25 protein-coding genes are annotated in these 20,771 nt (G+C 61.7%); 15 read left to right on the top strand and 10 right to left on the bottom strand.

Annotated features, from left to right (window positions below):
* Positions 1 to 32: 32 nt before the first annotated feature.
* The 8 genes from livH (at position 33) to HX830_RS09055 (ending at position 6,401) form a co-directional block, all read left to right on the top strand.
* Positions 33 to 956: a high-affinity branched-chain amino acid ABC transporter permease LivH gene (livH, locus tag HX830_RS09090; RefSeq protein ID WP_103496317.1), complete on the top strand. Its 924-nt coding sequence runs from the start codon at positions 33 to 35 to the stop codon at positions 954 to 956.
* Positions 953 to 2,206 carry a high-affinity branched-chain amino acid ABC transporter permease LivM gene (locus HX830_RS09085; RefSeq protein WP_103496316.1) on the top strand — a complete coding sequence of 418 codons (1,254 nt, stop codon included), beginning with the start codon at positions 953 to 955 and terminating at the stop codon, positions 2,204 to 2,206. Before livH ends, HX830_RS09085 begins: the two co-directional genes overlap by 4 nt.
* Positions 2,203 to 2,970 (top strand): high-affinity branched-chain amino acid ABC transporter ATP-binding protein LivG, encoded by a 768-nt coding sequence (gene livG, locus HX830_RS09080; RefSeq protein WP_103496315.1) that lies wholly within the window; start codon positions 2,203 to 2,205, stop codon positions 2,968 to 2,970. Before HX830_RS09085 ends, livG begins: the two co-directional genes overlap by 4 nt.
* On the top strand, positions 2,971 to 3,672 hold the full coding sequence (locus tag HX830_RS09075; protein ID WP_103496314.1) for an ABC transporter ATP-binding protein: 702 nt from the start codon (positions 2,971 to 2,973) through the stop codon (positions 3,670 to 3,672).
* Between the two features lie 216 nt (positions 3,673 to 3,888).
* Positions 3,889 to 4,197, top strand: a complete 309-nt coding sequence (locus tag HX830_RS09070; RefSeq protein WP_152737904.1) for a BufA1 family periplasmic bufferin-type metallophore — start codon at positions 3,889 to 3,891, stop codon at positions 4,195 to 4,197.
* Between the two features lie 46 nt (positions 4,198 to 4,243).
* Positions 4,244 to 5,128 (top strand): MNIO family bufferin maturase, encoded by an 885-nt coding sequence (bufB, locus tag HX830_RS09065; RefSeq protein WP_177099849.1) that lies wholly within the window; start codon positions 4,244 to 4,246, stop codon positions 5,126 to 5,128.
* Complete coding sequence (locus HX830_RS09060; RefSeq protein ID WP_177099847.1) at positions 5,125 to 5,901, top strand: HvfC/BufC N-terminal domain-containing protein; 777 nt, start codon at positions 5,125 to 5,127, stop codon at positions 5,899 to 5,901. Before bufB ends, HX830_RS09060 begins: the two co-directional genes overlap by 4 nt.
* Positions 5,898 to 6,401, top strand: a complete 504-nt coding sequence (locus tag HX830_RS09055; protein ID WP_177099845.1) for a DoxX family protein — start codon at positions 5,898 to 5,900, stop codon at positions 6,399 to 6,401. Before HX830_RS09060 ends, HX830_RS09055 begins: the two co-directional genes overlap by 4 nt.
* Here the strand turns inward: HX830_RS09055 and HX830_RS09050 are convergent.
* Positions 6,392 to 7,306, bottom strand: a complete 915-nt coding sequence (locus tag HX830_RS09050; RefSeq protein WP_103496310.1) for a LysR family transcriptional regulator — start codon at positions 7,304 to 7,306, stop codon at positions 6,392 to 6,394. The two genes, HX830_RS09055 and HX830_RS09050, sit on opposite strands and share 10 nt — an antisense overlap.
* Positions 7,307 to 7,411: 105 nt before the next feature.
* Here HX830_RS09050 and HX830_RS09045 point away from each other — a divergent pair, with 105 nt between their 5' ends.
* The 4 genes from HX830_RS09045 (at position 7,412) to tsaA (ending at position 11,338) form a co-directional block, all read left to right on the top strand.
* Positions 7,412 to 8,011 carry a short chain dehydrogenase gene (locus HX830_RS09045; protein ID WP_177099843.1) on the top strand — a complete coding sequence of 200 codons (600 nt, stop codon included), beginning with the start codon at positions 7,412 to 7,414 and terminating at the stop codon, positions 8,009 to 8,011.
* Positions 8,012 to 8,237: 226 nt separating this feature from the next.
* Positions 8,238 to 8,909, top strand: coding sequence for a COG3650 family protein (locus HX830_RS09040; protein ID WP_177100217.1), 672 nt, complete (start codon positions 8,238 to 8,240; stop codon positions 8,907 to 8,909).
* 108 nt (positions 8,910 to 9,017) lie between these two features.
* The gene (locus HX830_RS09035; protein WP_177099841.1) at positions 9,018 to 10,631 is read left to right on the top strand and encodes an NAD(P)/FAD-dependent oxidoreductase; all 1,614 of its coding nucleotides are present in this window, start codon (positions 9,018 to 9,020) and stop codon (positions 10,629 to 10,631) included.
* Between the two features lie 11 nt (positions 10,632 to 10,642).
* Positions 10,643 to 11,338, top strand: coding sequence for a tRNA (N6-threonylcarbamoyladenosine(37)-N6)-methyltransferase TrmO (gene tsaA / locus HX830_RS09030; protein WP_152737888.1), 696 nt, complete (start codon positions 10,643 to 10,645; stop codon positions 11,336 to 11,338).
* 178 nt (positions 11,339 to 11,516) lie between these two features.
* Here tsaA and fpr read toward each other — a convergent pair whose 3' ends face one another.
* Positions 11,517 to 12,296 (bottom strand): ferredoxin-NADP reductase, encoded by a 780-nt coding sequence (gene fpr / locus HX830_RS09025; RefSeq protein ID WP_047526369.1) that lies wholly within the window; start codon positions 12,294 to 12,296, stop codon positions 11,517 to 11,519.
* 122 nt (positions 12,297 to 12,418) lie between these two features.
* Here fpr and HX830_RS09020 point away from each other — a divergent pair, with 122 nt between their 5' ends.
* Complete coding sequence (locus HX830_RS09020; RefSeq protein WP_152737885.1) at positions 12,419 to 13,345, top strand: LysR family transcriptional regulator; 927 nt, start codon at positions 12,419 to 12,421, stop codon at positions 13,343 to 13,345.
* A gap of 12 nt (positions 13,346 to 13,357) precedes the next feature.
* On the opposite strand, the gene HX830_RS09015 is transcribed toward HX830_RS09020, so the two are convergent.
* The 3 genes from HX830_RS09015 to HX830_RS09005 form a co-directional block, all read right to left on the bottom strand.
* Complete coding sequence (locus HX830_RS09015) at positions 13,358 to 13,723, bottom strand: diacylglycerol kinase (RefSeq protein WP_103499721.1); 366 nt, start codon at positions 13,721 to 13,723, stop codon at positions 13,358 to 13,360.
* Positions 13,724 to 13,797: 74 nt separating this feature from the next.
* Entirely contained in the window at positions 13,798 to 14,448 is a 651-nt protein-coding gene (erdR, locus tag HX830_RS09010) for a response regulator transcription factor ErdR (RefSeq protein ID WP_100938685.1), read from the bottom strand.
* Positions 14,449 to 14,502: 54 nt separating this feature from the next.
* Positions 14,503 to 15,213 (bottom strand): tRNA-uridine aminocarboxypropyltransferase, encoded by a 711-nt coding sequence (locus HX830_RS09005; protein ID WP_152737883.1) that lies wholly within the window; start codon positions 15,211 to 15,213, stop codon positions 14,503 to 14,505.
* 228 nt (positions 15,214 to 15,441) lie between these two features.
* Here HX830_RS09005 and HX830_RS09000 point away from each other — a divergent pair, with 228 nt between their 5' ends.
* Together HX830_RS09000 and HX830_RS08995 are read left to right on the top strand one after the other, a co-directional pair.
* The gene (locus HX830_RS09000; RefSeq protein WP_103499723.1) at positions 15,442 to 15,870 is read left to right on the top strand and encodes a PA3611 family quorum-sensing-regulated virulence factor; all 429 of its coding nucleotides are present in this window, start codon (positions 15,442 to 15,444) and stop codon (positions 15,868 to 15,870) included.
* 241 nt (positions 15,871 to 16,111) lie between these two features.
* On the top strand, positions 16,112 to 17,227 hold the full coding sequence (locus HX830_RS08995) for a TIGR00730 family Rossman fold protein (protein WP_103499724.1): 1,116 nt from the start codon (positions 16,112 to 16,114) through the stop codon (positions 17,225 to 17,227).
* A 13-nt stretch (positions 17,228 to 17,240) separates the two neighbouring features.
* Here HX830_RS08995 and recX read toward each other — a convergent pair whose 3' ends face one another.
* The 5 genes from recX to HX830_RS08970 all read right to left on the bottom strand — a co-directional run bounded on the left by recX (position 17,241) and on the right by HX830_RS08970 (position 20,735).
* Positions 17,241 to 17,708 (bottom strand): recombination regulator RecX, encoded by a 468-nt coding sequence (gene recX, locus HX830_RS08990; protein WP_177099839.1) that lies wholly within the window; start codon positions 17,706 to 17,708, stop codon positions 17,241 to 17,243.
* Positions 17,709 to 17,716: 8 nt separating this feature from the next.
* Positions 17,717 to 18,781: a recombinase RecA gene (gene recA, locus HX830_RS08985; RefSeq protein ID WP_103499726.1), complete on the bottom strand. Its 1,065-nt coding sequence runs from the start codon at positions 18,779 to 18,781 to the stop codon at positions 17,717 to 17,719.
* 83 nt (positions 18,782 to 18,864) lie between these two features.
* Positions 18,865 to 19,365, bottom strand: a complete 501-nt coding sequence (locus HX830_RS08980; RefSeq protein ID WP_177099837.1) for a CinA family protein — start codon at positions 19,363 to 19,365, stop codon at positions 18,865 to 18,867.
* Positions 19,366 to 19,587: 222 nt separating this feature from the next.
* Positions 19,588 to 20,124 (bottom strand): lysis system i-spanin subunit Rz, encoded by a 537-nt coding sequence (locus tag HX830_RS08975; protein WP_177099835.1) that lies wholly within the window; start codon positions 20,122 to 20,124, stop codon positions 19,588 to 19,590.
* Entirely contained in the window at positions 20,106 to 20,735 is a 630-nt protein-coding gene (locus HX830_RS08970; protein ID WP_177099833.1) for a glycoside hydrolase family 19 protein, read from the bottom strand. Before HX830_RS08970 ends, HX830_RS08975 begins: the two co-directional genes overlap by 19 nt.
* Positions 20,736 to 20,771 lie beyond the last annotated feature (36 nt).

Raw genomic sequence — 20,771 nt, 5'->3', positions numbered from 1 at the left:
GAAATGCGTATCGGGTTTTTAGGAGCGCTGTAATGCCTGAGATCTATCACTTCTTCCAACAGCTGGTTAATGGCCTGACCATTGGCAGCACCTATGCCTTGATTGCCATTGGCTACACAATGGTTTACGGCATTATTGGAATGATCAACTTCGCCCATGGCGAGGTGTACATGATTGGTTCCTACGTGGCCTTCATCGCCCTTGCCGGGCTGGCCATGCTGGGTATCCACTCACTGCCGCTGTTGATGACCGCCGCGTTTATCGCGTCGATCGTCGTGACCAGTGCCTATGGCTACAGTATCGAGCGCGTTGCCTATCGCCCCTTGCGTGGCAGCAACCGCCTGATACCGCTGATTTCCGCCATCGGCATGTCGATTTTCCTGCAGAACACCGTACTGCTGTCCCAGGACTCCAAGGACAAGTCCATCCCCAACCTGATCCCGGGGAGCTTCTCCTTCGGTCCAGGCGGCGCAGAGGAAGTGCTGATTTCCTACATGCAGATCCTGGTATTCGTCGTCACCCTGGTGGCCATGACCGGACTGACGCTGTTCATCTCCCGTTCACGCCTGGGCCGCGCCTGCCGCGCTTGCGCCGAAGACATCAAGATGGCCAACCTGCTGGGTATCAACACCAACAACATCATCGCCCTGACCTTCGTCATCGGCGCCGCCCTCGCGGCGGTAGCGGCCGTGCTGCTGAGCATGCAATACGGCGTGATCAACCCCAACGCGGGCTTCCTCGTGGGCCTGAAAGCCTTTACCGCGGCAGTCCTGGGCGGCATCGGCAGTATTCCGGGCGCCATGCTCGGCGGGCTGGTGCTGGGGGTGGCCGAAGCCTTTGGCGCCGACATCTTCGGCGACCAGTACAAAGACGTAGTGGCATTCGGTCTTTTGGTTCTGGTGCTGTTGTTCCGGCCGACCGGCATCCTGGGCCGTCCGGAGGTTGAGAAAGTATGACTAAATATCTCAAATCGGCGCTGTTCAGCGCCTTGCTGGTGTGGGCAGTAGCGTTCCCAGTACTCGGGCTCAAGCTGAGTATCGTCGGGATCAACCTCGAAGTGGAGGGCACGGGTCCCGTCACCCTGGGCATCATCGCCCTGTGCTCGATCCTGATGTTCCTGCGGGTGCTCTTCAGCCAGCAGTTCAGTGCAATGTTCAAGTCGAACCGTGGTCCGCTGGTTTCGCCCAAGGTCGGTCAGTTCCTGACCCTGCCGCGCACCCAGCGCTGGATCATCATCGGCCTGATCGTGACCGCGTTGATCTGGCCGTTCTTCGGCTCGCGCGGCGCGGTCGACATCGCCACCCTGATCCTGATCTACGTGCTACTGGGCCTGGGTCTGAACATCGTGGTCGGCCTGGCCGGCCTGCTCGACCTGGGTTATGTCGGCTTCTACGCGGTAGGCGCCTACACCTACGCACTGCTGTCGCACTACTTCGGCTGGAGCTTCTGGATCTGCCTGCCGCTCGCCGGCCTGATGTCGGCCACTTTCGGCTTCCTGCTGGGCTTCCCGGTCTTGCGCTTGCGCGGTGACTACCTGGCCATCGTAACCCTGGGCTTCGGGGAAATCATCCGGCTGTTCCTGCGTAACCTCACCGACCTCACCGGCGGCCCCAACGGCATCAGCAACATTCCCAAGCCGACCTTCTTCGGGCTGTCGTTCGAACGTAGCGCCGCAGAGGGCGCGCGGACCTTCCACGAATTCTTCGGGTTGGCCTACAACCCGGTGAACAAGGTGGTGTTCCTCTACCTGGTGGCCCTGTTGCTGGCCTTGCTGGCGTTGTTCGTGATCAATCGCCTGCTGCGCATGCCCATCGGCCGTGCCTGGGAAGCATTGCGTGAAGACGAAATCGCCTGCCGCGCACTGGGCTTGAATCCTACCGTGATCAAGCTCTCGGCCTTCACCCTGGGCGCCTGCTTCGCCGGTTTCGCTGGCAGCTTCTTCGCCGCGCGCCAAGGCCTGGTGACGCCGGAGTCGTTCACCTTCATCGAGTCGGCGATCATTCTCGCCATCGTCGTGCTGGGTGGCATGGGCTCGCAACTGGGGGTGATCCTTGCCGCCGTGGTGATGATCCTGCTGCCGGAGCTGATGCGTGACTTCAGCGAATACCGCATGTTGATGTTCGGCGCCCTGATGGTGTTGATGATGATCTGGCGTCCACAAGGTCTGCTGCCCATGCAACGTCCTCACATGGAGCTGCGTAAATGAGCCGTGAGATCCTGAAAGTAACCGACCTGAGCATGCGCTTCGGTGGTCTCCTGGCAGTCAATGGCGTGGCCCTGACCGTCCAGGAAAAACAAGTGGTGGCCTTGATCGGCCCGAACGGCGCCGGCAAGACCACGGTGTTCAACTGCCTGACCGGGTTCTACAAGCCGAGTGCCGGCAGCATCCTGCTCGACGGCCAGCCGATCCAGGGCCTGGCCGGCCATGAGATTGCCCGCAAGGGCGTGGTACGGACCTTCCAGAACGTGCGTCTGTTCAAGGACATGACCGCAGTGGAAAACCTGCTGATCGCCCAGCACCGGCACCTGAACACCAACTTCCTCGCCGGCCTGTTCAAGACCCCATCGTTCCGCAAGAGCGAACGCGAAGCCATGGAATACGCCGAGTACTGGCTGGACAAGGTCAACCTGACCGAGTTCGCCAACCGCCCGGCGGGCACCCTGGCCTATGGTCAGCAACGTCGCCTGGAAATCGCCCGCTGCATGATGACCCGCCCGCGGATCCTCATGCTCGACGAGCCCGCGGCCGGCCTGAACCCGCGGGAAACCGACGACCTCAAGGCGCTGATCAGTGTGCTGCGTGAGGAACACAACGTCACGGTGCTGCTGATCGAGCACGACATGAAGCTGGTCATGAGCATTTCCGACCATATCGTCGTGATCAACCAGGGCACACCGTTGGCCGACGGCACGCCACAACAGATCCGCGACAATCCCGACGTGATCAAAGCCTACCTGGGGGAAGCGTAAATGCTGCAATTCGAAAACGTTTCCACCTTCTACGGCAAGATCCAGGCCCTGCACAGTGTCAACGTGGAGGTTCGCCAGGGTGAAATCGTCACCCTGATCGGTGCCAACGGCGCGGGCAAATCGACGCTGCTGATGACCCTGTGCGGTTCACCGCAGGCCCATAGCGGCAGTATCCGCTACCTGGGCGAAGAGCTGGTGGGGCAGGAATCTTCGCAGATCATGCGCAAAAGCATCGCGGTGGTGCCGGAAGGCCGTCGCGTGTTCTCCCGCCTGACCGTGGAAGAAAACCTCTCCATGGGCGGCTTTTTCACCGACAAGGGCGATTATCAGGAGCAGATGGACAAAGTCCTGGGACTGTTCCCACGTCTCAAGGAACGTTTCAACCAGCGCGGCGGCACCATGTCCGGCGGTGAACAGCAGATGCTCGCCATTGGCCGGGCGCTGATGAGCAAGCCGAAACTGTTGCTGCTGGACGAACCGTCCCTGGGTCTGGCGCCGATCATCATCCAGCAGATCTTCGATATCATCGAACAGCTGCGCAAGGACGGTGTGACAGTATTCCTGGTGGAGCAGAACGCCAACCAGGCACTGAAAATCGCCGACCGTGCCTATGTGCTGGAAAACGGCCGGGTGGTGATGGAAGGCAGCGGCAACGACCTGCTGACCGATCCTAAGGTGCGTGAAGCGTATCTGGGCGGTTGATGCCCCGGCGAAACCCGCAAAGCCCCGATTTATCGGGGCTTTTCTTTGACCGGCGAAACATCGGGAAAGCCTTGCCGGGTACCGCCGCGAAAAATAGTCGATTATTTTTGCCGCTGGCTGTAACAACCACTAGCCTCGAGGCTCAAGTAAAGCAAGAAAGCAATGAAACCCAACCAACCCCTGCTTTCATCATTGAAGACACATCGGAGATCGACCATGAGCACTTCCACTACCCGCACCCTGTCCGCCGCCACCCTCGCCCTGGCCCTCGGTTCTGCCCTGAGCATGGCGGCATTGCCGATGAGTGCCCACGCCGCCGACGGCGTGGAAAAATGCTTCGGTGTGGCCATGGCAGGCAAGAACGACTGCGCCGCCGGTGCCGGTACCACCTGCGCCGGCACTTCGACCAAAGACTTCCAGGCCAACTCCTGGAAGTCCGTGCCAAAAGGTACCTGCTTGAGCACGAAAAGCGAGACCTCGCCCACCGGCAAGGGTCAGCTGGAAGCCTTCACCCCCAAGGCCTGATCAACCAGAGCCCTGCCACCCGTCAGCCTGAGCGCCGAAGATGCCCATGTCACTGCAACCCATCCCTCTTCACCGCGCTCAGGCCCTCGGGCCCGGGCTCCCGCCCCGTGCCGGGCTGGGGCTCAAGACCGAACATTTTCAGACGGTACTCGAAACGCGCCCCGACCTCGGTTTCTTCGAGGTCCACGCCGAAAACTACATGGTCGCCGGCGGGCCGTTTCATCATTACCTGGGTTTGATCCGCGAACAGTATCCGCTGTCGTTGCACGGCGTCGGTTTGTCCATTGGTGCCGAAGGCCCATTGGACAGCGAGCACCTGAAGCGCCTGGCGACACTGATCGAGCGCTATCAACCCCAATCCTTTTCCGAACACCTGGCCTGGTCGACCCACGGCCCGGTGTTTCTCAACGACTTGCTGCCGCTGGCCTACGACCCCGCCACCTTGCAGCGGGTCTGCGAGCATGTCGACCAGGTGCAAAGCACCTTGAAACGTCCAATGCTGCTGGAGAATCCCGCGACTTACCTGCAATTCCAGCGCTCGACCCTGGATGAGGCGGACTTCATCAGCGAAATCATCCGCCGCACCGGTTGCGGACTGCTACTGGACGTGAACAACGTCTACGTCTCCAGCATCAACCACCAGCGCGATCCGCTTGCCTACATTGAGGCCCTGCCGCTGCACGCCGTGGGAGAAATCCATCTGGCCGGTTTTGCCGAAGATACCGACAGCTTCGGTGATCGCCTGCTGATCGACGATCACGGCGCGCCCATCGACCAGGCGGTCTGGGCCCTGTATCAACAGGTACTGGCGAAGATCGGGCCGATGGCGACCCTGATCGAACGCGACAACCGGATCCCCGCCTTCGCCCTGCTCCTGGCCGAAGCCGGGCAGGCCCAAGGGCTGCTGGATCGGGCACAGGTGCACGTATGAGCGACCAGGCCAGCTTCAGCGCCGCGCTGCTCGACCCGCAGTTGCCTTGCCCACCCGGCCTGTGCAGCCGCAACGGGGCCGACCCGGCCAGTCGTTTCGCGGTGTATCGCAACAATGTCCAGAGTTCGCTGATCAACGCCCTGGCGGACAGCTACCCGGTGGTCATGGCCCTGGTCGGCGAGGAGTTCTTCCGTGCCATGGCCGGCCTTTATATCCAGCACTTCCCGCCCACCAGCCCGATCCTCAACGACTACGGCCAGGACTTCGACAGTTTCATCCAGGGCTTCGCCCCGGCGGCGAGCGTGCCTTACCTGGCCGACGTGGCCCACCTTGAGCGCTTGCGGATCAACGCCTATCACGCCGCCGATGCAACGCCCCTGAGTCCGGAACAGATTGGCGTTTACCTCGCCGATCCCGAGGCCCTCAATCGCCTGCAGGTTCACCTGCACCCCAGCGTCGCCGTGCTGAATTCGTCCCATGCGGTCGTGTCGCTATGGGAGGCCCATCAAGGCGACGGCCTTATGGAACAGCTCGACCCGACGCAAGCCGAAGCCGCACTGGTCCTGCGCCTGAACTGGCGGGTCGAGGTGTTCAAGATCGATATCGGCACCCTGGTATTTATCCAGAGCCTGCAAAACGACTGTCCGCTGGAGTTGGCCCTTGCCTACGCTTATGACGCCAGCACTGCGTTCGATCCGAGCCATGCCCTTGCCCTGTTGATTCGCTACAGCGCCATCATCCACCTGCACCCAGAACAAAAGGCCCGCCCATGAACATTCACACTGAATCGCAGAACCCCATCGCGCGCCTGATCGGGCGGATCATCCAGCTGTTCGAGATGATCCCCTACAGCCTGATTGCCTTTGTCGCACGCTTCTCCATCGCAGCCGTGTTCTGGAAGTCCGGACAGACCAAGGTCGAGGGCTTTGCCGTGGACCTGATCTCCGGCACATTCGATATCGGCCTGCCGCGCCTGGCCGACTCCACCATCCCGCTGTTCGCCAGCGAGTACAAGGTGCCGTTGCTGTCGCCGGAAGTGGCCGCCCACCTGTCGGCCTTTGGTGAACACTTTTTCCCGGTGCTGATCCTGCTGGGGTTCGCCACGCGCTTTTCGGCATTGGCGCTGTTCGGCATGACCTTGACCATCCAGCTGTTCGTCTACCCGAATGCCTACCCGACCCATGGCACCTGGATGGCTATCCTGCTGCTGTTGATGGCCAAGGGACCGGGTGTGTTCTCCATCGATCACTTGATCGCCAAGCGTTATCGCTGAAGCCGCTCCAAGGCCTCGCCGCTACGCTTGAACCAGCCGATCAGATAGTCGGCCAACACCTGCGTACGGCGCGGCAGGCCGCCCTGGTAAGGGTGCACCAGATATAGCGGCATATCGCGGGTACGGTAGTCGCGCAACAGCCAGCGCAGGCGGCCATCAGCCAGTTCCGCGGGCAGGACGTAGGACGGCAGGCGGGCGATACCGGCGCCCACCAGTGCCGCTTTCTTCAGCAAGTTGTAGTGATTGCTGGCAAAGGGGCCACCCACCCGCACCCGTAGCAGCTCATGCTGCCGGTGGTATTGCCACTCCTCGCGGCCGCTGTAGTGGCTATTGAGCAGACAACGGTGATTGGCCAGCTCCTGGGGCGTCTGCGGCTCGCCGTAACGTTCCAGATAGGCCGGGCTGGCACAGGTCAGTTCGTTCATCACCAGCAATGGCCGAGCCACCAGGCGTTCGTCGTTGCCGACTTCGGTGCGAATCGCCAGATCGAAGCCCTCGCGGGCCAGATCGCGGAAACCGTTGTTCAGGTCCAGCTCGATCTGGACATCGGGATAATCCCGGGAAAACTCCAGCAACAAGCCATCAAAAAAGGTTTCCCCCAGGGACACCGGCACGGTCATGCGCACGGGACCGGCGATATCGTCCTTGAGCCGGGCCAGGGCCTGATGCGCCCGCTCCACTTGCACCACCAGCGCCTGGGCCTGGGGCAACAAGGCCGCACCGGCGGCGGTGAGGCTCAGGCGCCGCGTCGTGCGGTGCAACAACACCACCGAGAACTGCGCCTCCAGTTGGCTGATGCGCTTGGATAACTGCCCCTTGCTGCAGCCCAGTTGCTGGGCGGCCAAGGTAAAGCTGCCCGCCTCGACCAATACTGCGAACGCCGCCAGATCATCCATCTCGCTCACTGGATTGTTTCCAAAAGAAAACCAAAGGTTGCCTATTAGCGCGCTTATCAATGGAAAAATCCACTCTAGACTGAAAGCTCAATCACCCACTGGAGGAACCGCACCATGAAAATCCTATTGATTGGCGCCCACGGCACCATCGGCTCGGCCGTGGCAGAGGAACTGGGCCAGCGTCACGAGATCATCAAGATCGGCCGCAACAGCGGTGACCTGCACGTGGACATCAGCGACAGCGCGTCGATTCGCAAGCTGTTCGAGCAAACCGGCAAGTTCGATGCATTGGTCTGCGCCGCCGGTAACGTGAACTTCGTGCCGTTGGCCGAGATGAGCGAGAAGGACTTTGCGCTGGGTCTGCAGGACAAATTGATGGGCCAGGTCAACCTGGTGCTGATCGGTCGCGAGTACGCCAACGACGGCGCCTCGTTCACCCTGACCAGTGGCATTCTGAACCGCGATCCGATCCGTACCGGTGCCTCGGCCAGCCTGGTCAACGGGGCCATCGACGGCTTCGTCAAGGCCGCCGCCATCGAGTTGCCGCGCGGTCTGCGGGTGAACTCCATCAGCCCGAACGTGCTGGTGGAAGCCATGGGCAGCTATGCGCCGTACTTCCGTGGATTCAAGCCGGTGCCTGCGGCGGATGTGGCCTTGGCCTACGCCAAGAGTGTGGAAGGATTGCAGACGGGTCAGACCTATCAGGTCGGTTAAGGGCCGGGGATTTTTATCGATCTCGAGGGCCTCTTCGCGGGCAAGCTCCGCTCCCACGGGTTCTCGGTCGCACACAAACTTGAGGTTCGAAGCGAATTACTGTGGGAGCGGAGCTTGCCCGCGAAAGGGCCCTTGATGTCGCCGCAAACCCCATGGCAGCCAACCTCAAGCTTGTGCAGCTCTCCTGGCCTGAGTAACGTGGCGGCACTTGCCAGGAGACCCCATGATGCGCGTTGCCCGTTCCTTGATGATTTTCGCCCTGCCGCTGTTCGCCGCCGGCTGCCAGATGCTTGCGCCAGCCACTTCGCATCCCACGGCGGGCCTGAGCCGGATGCAAGGCGAACTCACCAGCGTCGATGGCAAGCTGATGTTCCAGCCCTGCCAGGAACAGCGTCGCTTTGTCGTCAGCGACAGCGGCAACACCAGCGTCCTGCAGCAGGCCGCCAGCTTGTCCGGTCCGTCTGGCAAGCTGTTCGCCGACCTGCGCGGCAAGTTTTCCTCCAGCACGACCGACGGCAGCGACGGCCAGTTGAACCTGCAACAGTACTACCGCCTGGAACGCGGCACCTCCAGTTGCGACGAGCCCAACTTCAAATTCCAGACCGTGATTGCCAGCGGCCACAGCCCGGAATGGAGCCTGAAGGTCGGCGGCAACGGCATGATACTCGAACGCGAAAACCAGCCGCCCCTGGCCCTGCCCTATCTGGAAGAACAACTGGGTGACGGACGCTTCAGCCTGAGCAGCGAAGCCAATGCCCAGCACATCGAGCTGTGGGTCGCGCCGCAGTCCTGCGTCGACAGCAGCACCGGCAGCGTGCGCCACCTGAGCGCCGAACTGCGGGTCAACGGCCAGGTCCAGCGTGGCTGCGGCTATTTCGGCGGCGCCCGTAACGACTGATTCGACGAGCTGCTGTTTTAGCCTCACGGAATCTGGCCGTTGGGGCTTATAATCACCGGTTTGATGTAAAGCCGGCGCGCCCGCGTGGCCCGCACACTGGACCCTGTCATGTTACGAATCACCGAACTCAAGCTGCCGATCGACCATCCCGACGAAGACCTGCGCCCGGCCATCGTCCAGCGCCTGGGCATCGCCAGCGATGACCTGCTCGATTTCACCTTGTTCAAGCGCAGCTACGACGCCCGCAAGAAATCCTCCGAGCTCTGCTTCATCTACACCATCGACCTGTCGGCCCGTGGCGAAGACGCGCTGCTGAAAAAGTTCGCCGAGGACCGCAATGTCAACCCGGCCCCGGACGTCAGCTACAAGGTGGTCGGCCAGGCGCCGGCCGATCTGCAGGAGCGTCCCGTGGTCGTCGGCTTCGGCCCCTGCGGGATCTTCGCCGGGCTACTGCTGGCGCAGATGGGCTTCAAGCCGATCATCCTCGAACGCGGCAAGGAAGTGCGCGAGCGGACCAAGGACACCTGGGGCCTGTGGCGTAAAAGCGTGCTCAACCCCGAGTCCAACGTGCAGTTCGGCGAAGGCGGCGCCGGGACCTTCTCCGACGGCAAGCTCTACAGCCAGATCAAGGACCCGAACCACCACGGCCGCAAGGTCCTGCACGAGTTCGTCAAGGCCGGCGCGCCGGAAGAAATCCTCTACGTCAGCAAACCGCATATCGGCACCTTCCGCCTCACCGGCGTGGTGGAAAACATGCGCCAGCAGATCAAAGCCCTGGGCGGCGAAGTGCGCTTCCAGCAGCGGGTCACCGATGTGCTGATCGACGACGGCCAACTGACCGGCGTGCAGCTCGACAGCGGCGAACAGATCCACTCCCGGCACGTGATCATGGCCCTGGGCCATAGCGCCCGCGACACCTTCCGCATGCTCCACGGTCGTGGCGTGTACATGGAAGCCAAGCCGTTCTCGGTGGGTTTCCGTATCGAACACCCGCAATCGCTGATCGACCGCGCGCGCCTGGGCAAATACGCCGGGCACCCGAAACTCGGTGCGGCCGACTACAAGCTGGTGCACCACGCCAAGAACGGCCGTTCGGTCTACAGCTTCTGCATGTGCCCGGGCGGCACCGTGGTGGCGGCAACCTCCGAGCCGAACCGGGTGGTCACCAACGGCATGAGCCAATACTCGCGCAACGAGCGCAATGCCAACTCCGGGATCGTCGTCGGCATCACCCCGGAAGTCGACTATCCGGGCGGCCCGCTGGCCGGTATCGAGCTGCAGGAGCGCCTGGAGTCCCACGCCTTTATCCTCGGTGGCAGCAACTACGAAGCCCCGGCGCAACTGGTCGGTGACTTTATCGCCGGCAAGCCTTCCACCGCCCTGGGCAGTGTGGAACCGTCCTACAAGCCAGGCGTGGCCCTCGGCGATCTGGCCCTGGCGCTGCCGGACTTCGCCATCGAAGCCATTCGCGAAGCCTTGCCGGCGTTCGAGCGGCAGATCAAGGGCTATTCCCTGCATGACGCGGTGCTGACCGGGATTGAAACCCGTACCTCCTCGCCGCTGCGCATGACCCGTAACGAGTCGATGCAGAGCCTGAACGTCAAGGGCCTGTTCCCGGCGGGTGAAGGCGCCGGTTATGCCGGCGGGATCCTCTCGGCGGGTGTCGACGGTATCCGTATCGCCGAAGCCGTGGCCCGGGACATGCTGGGGATCGGCGCCTGAGGGGCCGGACCATGACCTATAGCGTCTCCCCCATCGGTTTCGTGCGCTCCTGCTTCAAGGAGAAGTTCGCCATCCCGCGCCAGCCACAGCTGGCGCCGGCTGCCCGCGGCGTGCTGGAGCTGGTCGCGCCGTTCGACCAGGGCGAGGCCGTACAGGGGCTGGAGCAGGTCAGTCATGTCTGGCTGCTGTTCCTGTTCCATCAGGCCCTGGAAGACAAGCCACGCTTGAAGGTGCGCCCGCCGCGCCTGGGGGGCAATCAGTCCATGGGGGTCTTCGCCACCCGGGCGACCCACCGGCCGAACGGTATCGGCCAGTCGGTGGTCAAACTGGACCGGGTCGAGGCCCAGCGCCTGTGGATCTCCGGCATAGATCTGCTGGATGGCACGCCGATTCTCGATATCAAGCCGTACGTGCCCTACGCCGACATCATCCCTGGCGCCGTCAATGCCATCGCCAGTGCCGCGCCGGGGCTGATTCCCGTGCTCTGGACGGAGGGTGCACTGCAACAGGCCCATGAGCATGCTCAGCGCCTTGAAGAGCCCTTGGTCGAACTGATCGAGCAATGCCTGGCCCAGGACCCGCGTCCGGCTTATCAGAAGCCAACCCCCGAACGGGAATACGGCGCCCAGTTCTGGGATCTGGATGTACGCTGGCATTACCCGGAAACCGGGACGATACGCGTACTGGAAGTGATCCCCGCCCGCTAGAAACGCCAGAAACACAAAAGCCCGCGCTGCCTTTCCAGGCAACGCGGGCTTTTTGTTTCAACGCCGACGCTTTTTTCTGTAGGAGCAAGCTTGCTCGCGATGAACGATGACGCGGTGTACCTGAAAAACCGCGCTGCCTGCATCGCCAGCAAGCCGGCTCCTACAGATAAACCGAGGTTTATTTTTCGACGAACGCGCGCTCGATCAGGTAATCGCCCGGCTCACGCATGCGCGGCGAGACTTTCAGGCCGAAGCTGTTGAGCACTTCGCTGGTTTCGTCGAGCATGCTCGGGCTGCCGCACAGCATGGCGCGGTCGTCCTGCGGGTTGATCGGTGGCAGACCGATGTCACGGAACAGCTTGCCGCTGCGCATCAGGTCGGTCAGGCGGCCTTCGTTCTCGAACGGCTCGCGGGTCACGGTAGGGTAGTAGATCAGCTTCTCACGCAGGGCTTCGCCGAAGAACTCGTTCTGCGGCAGGTGCTCGGTGATGAACTCGCGGTAGGCCACTTCGTTGACGTAGCGCACACCATGGCACAGGATGACCTTCTCGAAACGCTCGTAGGTTTCCGGGTCCTGGATCACGCTCATAAAGGGCGCGAGGCCAGTACCGGTGCTGAGCAGGTACAGGTGCTTGCCCGGCTTGAGGTCGTCAAGCACCAGCGTACCCGTAGGTTTCTTGCTGATGATGATCTCGTCGCCTTCCTTCAGGTGCTGCAACTGGGAGGTCAACGGACCGTCCGGCACCTTGATGCTGAAGAATTCGAGATGCTCTTCCCAGTTCGGGCTGGCAATGGAATAAGCACGCATCAGTGGTCGGCCGTTTGGCTGCTGCAGGCCGATCATCACGAACTGACCGTTTTCAAAGCGCAGGCCCGGATCGCGGGTGCACTTGAAGCTGAACAGGGTGTCGTTCCAGTGGTGAACACTGAGGACACGCTCGTGATTCATGTTGCTCATTTGGATGGGGCTCCTGGAAATGTGGCCTGCGCCGTCAATTAGCGCGATTGCATAGCATTCTAATGGCGGCGACAATATCTGTTAACTGAATTATCAAGATAAGGGTTATCGGTTATATAGATATGCGATTTACTCTCCGTCAACTTCAGGTCTTCGTCGCCGTCGCCCAGCAGGAAAGCGTGTCCCGGGCAGCCGGGCTGCTGGCCTTGTCGCAATCCGCCGCGAGCACCTCGATCACCGAGCTGGAACGCCAGTCGAGCTGTCAATTGTTCGACCGTGCCGGCAAGCGCCTGAGCCTCAACGCCCTGGGCAAACAGCTGCTGCCCCAGGCCGTGGCACTGCTGGACCAGGCCAAGGAAATCGAGGACCTGCTCAACGGCAAGTCCGGTTTCGGCTCGCTGGCGGTGGGCGCTACCCTGACCATCGGCAACTACCTGGCAACCCTGCTGATCGGCCGCTTCATGCAGATCCACCCGGAAAGCCAGGTCAAGCTGCATGTGCAGAACACTGCCAATATTGTGCAACAGGTCGCGCACTACGAAATTGACCTGGGTCTGATCGAAGGCGATTGCAGCCACCCGGACATCGAGGTGCAAACCTGGGTCGAGGACGAACTGGTGGTGTTTTGCGCACCCCAGCACCCGCTGGCCCAGCGTGGCCAGGCCAGCCTGGAAGAGCTGACCCGTGAGGCCTGGATCCTGCGTGAACAGGGCTCAGGCACGCGCCTGACCTTCGACCAGGCCATGCGTCATCATCGCAGCGCGTTGAATATCCGCCTGGAGCTGGAGCATACCGAAGCGATCAAGCGTGCGGTGGAGTCGGGGCTGGGGATTGGCTGCATTTCGCGTCTGGCCCTGCGCGATGCGTTCCGCCGTGGCAGCCTGGTGCCGGTGGAAACCCCGGACCTGGACCTGGCGCGCCAGTTCTATTTCATCTGGCACAAGCAGAAGTACCAGACCTCGGCCATGCGCGAATTCCTCGAACTGTGCCGTTCCTTCACCGCCGGGGTTCAACGCAGCGATGAGATCGTCCTGCCGACCATTGCCTGACGCTACCGGCGCTTAAAGCAGAATCACCGCCCAGACCAGGGCGATCATGCTCAAGGCCACGAATTGCGCGGCACTGCCCATGTCCTTGGCATTCTTGGACAAGGGGTGACGATCGAGGGAAATGCGGTCAATGGCCGCTTCGACCGCCGAATTGAGCAATTCGACGATCAGCGCCAGCAGGCACACGGCAATCAACACCGCGCGCTCGACCCGACTGACGTGGAACAGGAACGTCAGCGGGATCAACACCACGTTAAGCCAGACTAACTGACGAAAAGCCGCTTCGCCGGTAAAGGCCGCACGTAAGCCATCGAAAGAGTAGCCCACCGCGTTGAGCATGCGTTTAAAACCGGTTTGACCTTTGAAGGGCGACGGCATAGGTAAGCAACTACGTGAAGTGGAGTAGGAAAACTAACTCAACCGACGTCAAACAAAGATGAAAGAACCCACGCCTACTGGCTCGAAATTGACTCAAGTTGTTGCAGCAGCAGTGCGGCCTGGGTCCGGGTGCGCACCCCCAGCTTGCGGAAGATCGCCGTGACGTGGGCCTTGATGGTCGCCTCCGAAACGCTCAGCTCGTAGGCAATCTGTTTATTCAACAAACCTTCACAGACCATGGTCAACACCCGGAACTGCTGGGGTGTCAGACTGGCCAGGCCGGCACTGGCGGCCTTGGCCTCGGCGGACACGCTGACGGCTTCGAATGCCTGGGGCGGCCACCAGACATCGCCATCGAGGACACTGCGCACCGCTTGCTGGATCACTTCCAGGGAACTGGACTTGGGGATAAAGCCGCTGGCGCCGAACTCACGGGAGCGTACCACCACCGAGGCTTCTTCCTGGGCCGAAACCATCACCACCGGAATCTGCGGGTATTGCCCGCGCAGCAGCACCAGGCCGGAGAAGCCGTAGGCGCCCGGCATGTTCAGGTCGAGCAGGACCAGGTCCCAGTCGGCTTTTTCGGTGAGGCGGGTTTCCAGCTCGGCAATGCTGGCCACTTCCACCAGGCGTACATCGGGCCCCAGGCCCAGGGTCAGCGCCTGATGCAAGGCGCTGCGAAAAAGAGGATGGTCGTCGGCAATCAAGATGTCGTACGTGGTCATTTTTCCAATGATCCTGTTTTTATGCGTCAGGCTCGACGCTGTGCGTCCATTAGATTACAGGAAAGTCTTCAGATGCTCGTGGGCTTCGTCTTCAGTGTTGATCGGCAGCTGAAACTTGGCGCCCAGGTAGTGCGCGGTAAACACGTCCAGTAACGCGTCCAGCCCCTGGGCCGCACGGGTGTCCCCGGCCAGTTCCAGGCACAGGGCCGCCACTTCCGCGGTACAGAAATGATCATCGCGTTTGGAACGACGCAATTTGTAGCGGGACAACTGTTCGGATTCCAGGCTCAACACCGGAAAACGCTCCAGATAAGGGCTCTTGCGAAACATCTTGCGCGCCTCGGTCCAGGTCGCATCCAGCAGGATGAACAGCGGGCGCTTGCCGGGTGCCGGCTGTACCTGCGTCACCACCCGTTCCGGCGCCACGAACTCCCCCGGGAATACGATAAACGGCTGCCACTGCGGATCGTCCAACAGGGCCAGCAGTTGCGGATCGACTTCGGTCCGCGACCAACTGAAGGCGCTGGTGTCGGCGATCACATCGGCGATCAGCCAGCCGGTATTGCTCGGTTTCATCGGTTCGACGTCGTGCATCAGCAGGCACATGGCGGAATTCGACGCCACCCTGGGGCGCCAGGCGCACAGGCAATACTGAGGAATCACACGGCAGCCCGGGCAACGCTCGGCGCGTGAGCCGCGCGCGAGGAAGGGTGTTTTGGCACGGGCCAGGCGCTCGGCACGTAAACGGGATACGGCGTGGCTCATCGTGAAGAAAGTCGGCGGGAGGAAGGGCTGAACACGAACAATACGACTCGCAAGGGCAAAAGTGCGCGGAGTTTACCAGAGAGCCCGGCGAGGTTTGAGCGCTCATCCGTCGACATTTCCGTCAGTCGCGCCCTAGTAGGGCCTACAACCGCCCTCTATACTTCGCGACCACTGAACGCACGCCCCGGTAACGGGTCGAAGCACCAGTTACCGAATCAGGAGAGTTGCATGCTGCGCCTTATCGTACCGTCCCTGGCCCTTTTGCTGGCCCTGCCCTTCAGTGCCCAGGCAGCGTCGCTGAAGGATTTCGAACTGAACAAGATGCTCAAGGACGTGGCCGAGCAGAGCAACGAAGGCCTGCCCCGTGAGATCGACGAGAACATCCTTGACGTCGGCTACACCGTTGAAGGCGCCGAACTGATCGACCACCTGAGCGTCCAGGCCGATTACGCGCAAAATATGCGCGATAACGCCAAGGCGGTTTACCTGCAACTGGGGGCCAGCGTGTGCCGTAACGCCAACTACCGCAAATTGATGGCCAAGGGCGCGGTCATGCGTTACGAGTTCACCGAGAACAAGACCAACCGTCCTGTGGCCTCCGCCCGTTTCGTGGAAAGCGACTGCCCGACGGAAACCCCGGTGAAGAAGAAAAAGTAACCCCTGCCATATCGCGCGCCGCCGTTCATCTTCGGCGCGCCGTTTCACCCCCGCGCCTGCGCGCAACGCCACTGACAAGCTGCTAAAGTCCTTTGCAAAGAGGCAATAAGCGGTTGCCAGACATGACTTTACAGGCTCATCATCAAATCGACATGGCACACATGCGACACATGCAGTGACGCGGCCTTGGCGAACTTTTCTTTCGGCCAAGCCAAGGGTTCCGTGCAGAAGGAGACGTTGAATGCCTTACCAACCGAATGACTTGCTGTCCCGTCATTTCCAGAACAATGGGATCGACCTCAGCCGGATCGAAGAGCAACTCGACCAGGTTGCTCCCAACAGTCCGAACCTTGAGCTTTACCGCGACATGATGCTGACCGTCCTGCGCATGGCCCAGGATGACCGCAACCGCTGGAATGCCAAGATAGTCCTGCAGACCCTGCGTGAACTGGAGAACGCCTTTCGCGTACTCGACCAGTTCAAGGGCCGGCGCAAGGTCACCGTGTTCGGCTCGGCGCGAACGCCCACCGAACACCCACTCTATGCCCAGGCCCGCGCCCTGGGGACCGCGCTGGCCCAGTCCAACCTGATGGTCATCACGGGCGGCGGCGGTGGCATCATGGCTGCGGCCCACGAAGGTGCCGGCCTGGAACACAGCCTCGGGTTCAATATCACCCTGCCCTTCGAACAACATGCCAATGCAACCGTTAACGGCACGCACAACCTGCTGTCCTTCCACTTCTTCTTCACCCGCAAACTGTTCTTCGTCAAGGAAGCCGATGCACTGGTGCTCTGCCCCGGCGGCTTTGGCACCCTTGATGAAGCCCTGGAAGTACTGACACTGATCCAGACCGGAAAAAGCCCGCTGGTCCCGGTAATTCTGCTGGATGCCCCTGGGGGCGGCTTCTGGCAAGGCGCGCTGGACTTTATCCGCAATCAGCTGGAGGCCAATCACTACATCCTGCCTGCCGACCTCAAGCTGATGCGCCTGGTCTACAGTGCCGACGAGGCCGTGGAAGAGATCAAGCAGTTCTACAGCAACTTCCACTCCAGCCGCTGGTTGAAGAAGCAGTTCGTGATCCGCATGAATCATCCGCTCAACGACCGCGCGATGGCGCAGATGCAAAAGGACTTTGCCGACCTGTGCCTCAGCGGGTACTTCTATCAGGGCCCCTGCAGCGAACCGGAACACGATGAACCCCAGTTCAGTCACCTGACGCGCTTGTCGTTCGCCTTCACGGCTCGGGACCAGGGGCGCTTGCGGGAGCTGGTGGACTTTATCAACCGGACGGAAAACTGGAGCAAGGCCAAGGCGCCGGCACAGGAGCACGCGCGCGAGCCGATCAAGGCGACGTGATTACCACCCAGCCTCAGTCATCCAGCCCTCGGCCGCTGAACAGGCGGCCGATCATCTCCATGGAATAACCCCGATAACTCAGGAAGCGTCCCTGTTGGGCACGCTCACGGGCGTCGGTGGGCAAATGCCCGGCGAACTTTCGGCGCCAGGTGTCTTCCAGCTGGGCTTGCCAGTCGAAACCGCTTTCACGCAGGGCCAACTCGATGTCGGCACGTTGCAGACCACGCTGGCTCAACTCCTCGCGAATACGCAAAGGGCCGTAGCCGGAACGGGCACGGTAGGACACGAAGCTTTCGAGGTAACGGGATTCGGACAGCAGCCCCTCTTCCGTCAAGCGGTCGAGTTCGGTGTCGATCATTTCAGGGGAGGCGCCGCGCTGACGCAGTTTACGCGTCAGCTCGACTCGACCGTGCTCGCGTCGCGCGAGCAGGTCCATGGCAGTGCGCCGTACGGCGACCGGGGTATCCAGTACGGCAGTCATCGTTTTACTCAGAGATCAGCGTCAGCCAAGTCGTCTTCGGTTGCGACGACAGCGGCCGCACCGGAGTTGGCCTTGGTGTCTACGCCTGGAGTCAGCAGCTTGTCACGCAGTTGCTTCTCGAGGGTCGCGGCGATTTCCGGGTTATCCGCCAGGAACTTGGCCGAGTTGGCCTTGCCCTGACCGATCTTGCTGCCGTTATAGCTGTACCAGGCACCGGACTTCTCGACGAAACCGTGCAGCACGCCCAGGTCGATCATCTCGCCATTGAGGTAGATGCCCTTGCCGTAAAGAATCTGGAACTCGGCCTGACGGAACGGTGAAGCCACCTTGTTCTTCACGACCTTGACGCGGGTTTCGCTGCCGACCACTTCGTCGCCTTCCTTCACCGCGCCGGTACGGCGGATGTCCAGGCGCACCGAGGCGTAGAACTTCAGCGCGTTACCACCGGTGGTGGTTTCCGGGCTGCCGAACATCACGCCGATCTTCATGCGGATCTGGTTGATGAAGATCACCAGGCAGTTGGCGTTCTTGATGTTGCCGGTGATCTTGCGCAGAGCCTGGGACATCAGGCGGGCTTGCAGGCCGACGTGCATGTCGCCCATTTCGCCTTCGATTTCCGCTTTTGGCACCAGGGCGGCCACGGAGTCGACGATGATCACGTCAACGGCGTTGGAGCGCACCAGCATGTCGGTGATTTCCAGGGCCTGCTCGCCAGTGTCCGGCTGGGACACCAGCAGGTCGTCGACATTGACGCCCAGCTTGCCGGCGTACTCAGGGTCCAGGGCGTGTTCGGCGTCGACGAAGGCACACGTTGCACCGGCTTTTTGCGCCTGGGCGATGACGGAAAGCGTCAGGGTGGTCTTACCCGAGGATTCCGGACCGTAGATCTCTACGATACGGCCTTTCGGCAGACCGCCGATGCCCAGCGCGATGTCCAGGCCCAGGGAACCGGTGGAGATCGAAGGAATCGCCTGACGGTCATGATCGCCCATCCGCATGACGGCACCCTTGCCGAATTGACGTTCGATCTGACCCAAGGCCGCAGCCAAGGCTTTCTTCTTGTTGTCGTCCATTAAAGTCCTCACGTAATCAATAAGGCCTGACGGCCAACACCTGTATAAGTAGCCAGTATTATTCCACAGCGTTGGCGGATCGCCTACCCCTGATTTGCGATTTCTGCTTCCGCCCGTCGTAACAGGCCTTCCAGGGCGGCCTGCACCGTCTGTCGACGGACGGCGTCGCGGTCGCCGGGAAAGTGCCGGCGTTCGGCGCTGACGTCGTCACCACAGCCCCAGGCCAGCCAGACGGTACCCACGGGTTTCTCGGCGGAGCCGCCATCCGGCCCGGCCACGCCGCTGACCGCCACGGCGTAGCGCGCGTTGCTGTGGGCCTGGGCCCCCCGGACCATGGCTTCGACCACTTCCCGGCTGACGGCACCGACCTGATCGAACAAGGCCTCCGGCACCTTCAGTTGAAGGCTCTTCTGCCGGTTGGAGTAGGTGACATAGCCGGCCTCGAACCAGGCCGAGCTGCCGGGAATCCGGGTGATCGCCTCGGCGATGCCGCCGCCGGTACAGGACTCGGCGGTGGTGACATCGGTCTTGAGCGTCTGCAAGCACTTGCCGAGTTCAGCGGCAAGCCGGGTGATTTCGTCCATGTTCCTCTCCAGGTGAGGCGGCCCTCCCCCCTGTAGGAGCGAGCTTGCTCGCGATGGTAGCCCAGGCACAGCGGGGTATCAGGTCCCCCGCGTTATCGTTGACGACCATCGCGAGCAAGCTCGCTCCTACAGGGGAGCGAAGCTGGCCAATCAGTATTGGGTCAAAATGAACACCCTACACGAGCGGATCGCGCTTTCAAGACACAACATTGCATCCGGATGTCAGTGAGAGACCGCCCCGGCATACGCCTGACAGGCCTTCAAGGCAATCAGGGCGCGGTCGCCGTCGTCGGTGATGGCGATAATTCGTTGAGCATGCGCCGGGTCAAGTCGGGCTCTTGTGGCTGCATGAACCACGCCGCCGGCGGCGGTGGCGGCTGGCACGTCGCAGCCACTGGCAGGATCGTTGGCGTCGAGGAGGACTGACAGCCGCAGATCAGCAGTGGCAATACGATCACGCAGGCGAGCTTGATCCTGTTGCACATCGTTCAGCTCCTTGGAATGGGTTTGGTCGCTGGCCTGGAGCCGTTGCTCCAGGGCCAGGCGTTTGTCCTGCTCGGCCCGCTGTTGCGCGGCCGCGGCGAGGGAAATCCGGTTGAGCGTGTCGGCCTGCAACCGGGCTAGGTGCTCCAGTTGCTGGCCGTAGCGCCAGTCTTGAATATGCCAGGCGCCAGCCGCCGCAGCGCCGGCCAACAAGGCCAGCAATGCGACGACAACACCCAGGCGCCAGGGCGCCGGGATCAGGTCGAGGAGGCGCATAGCACCGCCCTCGCCCGGGCCCAGATTTGCAGTCGATCCTCGAGGCCGTTCAGGCCGCCGTTGATCTTGCGGGTGATGCTGTTGAACTGATCGGCGTCGGCCAGTGCGTTCAACCCTTGCTGCTCCCAGAACCAGGCCGCCGACTCGGCGGCCCATTGCGGTTGTTCCAGCAGTTCCGGTTGCTGCAACAGACGTTCGTCGCCGAACAGCCCGAGACTGCATTGGCGATAGTTGCTGCGACCGGTGATCTGGATCAGCCCACGACCGCGATAGTTCCAGCCGTCACCGGACGACTCATCGCCGTTATCCATACGCGATGCATAGACGATGTTCGCGATCTGCTCCGGCTGCCGGGCGACCTGCGCGGCCAGGTCCGGAGTAAACCGGTTTGGCCAAGTGGCGAGCAGGGCCTGCGCGCCATAGTTCAGGTTCTCGACCACCGACTGCAGTTGGCCTGACTCGTGACCGGTTTGCGCCAGGAACGCTGCAACGCGCTGCGTGGTGACGATCTGGTAATCATTCATCGCTGTGTTGAGCGCAGGCACAAAAACGCCGGCTTGGTCGCCGGCGTTCGGGAGGATCTGCAGCAATTGCTGCTGGGTAATGGGCATGGCTTTCTCCGAGCACAAAAAAACCGCTCGATGGCG

Origin of the sequence: Pseudomonas gingeri, assembly GCF_013385425.1 — a bacterium.
GTDB classification, from domain to species: domain Bacteria; phylum Pseudomonadota; class Gammaproteobacteria; order Pseudomonadales; family Pseudomonadaceae; genus Aquipseudomonas; species Aquipseudomonas gingeri_D.
This window is presented reverse-complemented; position numbering and strand designations above follow the sequence as displayed.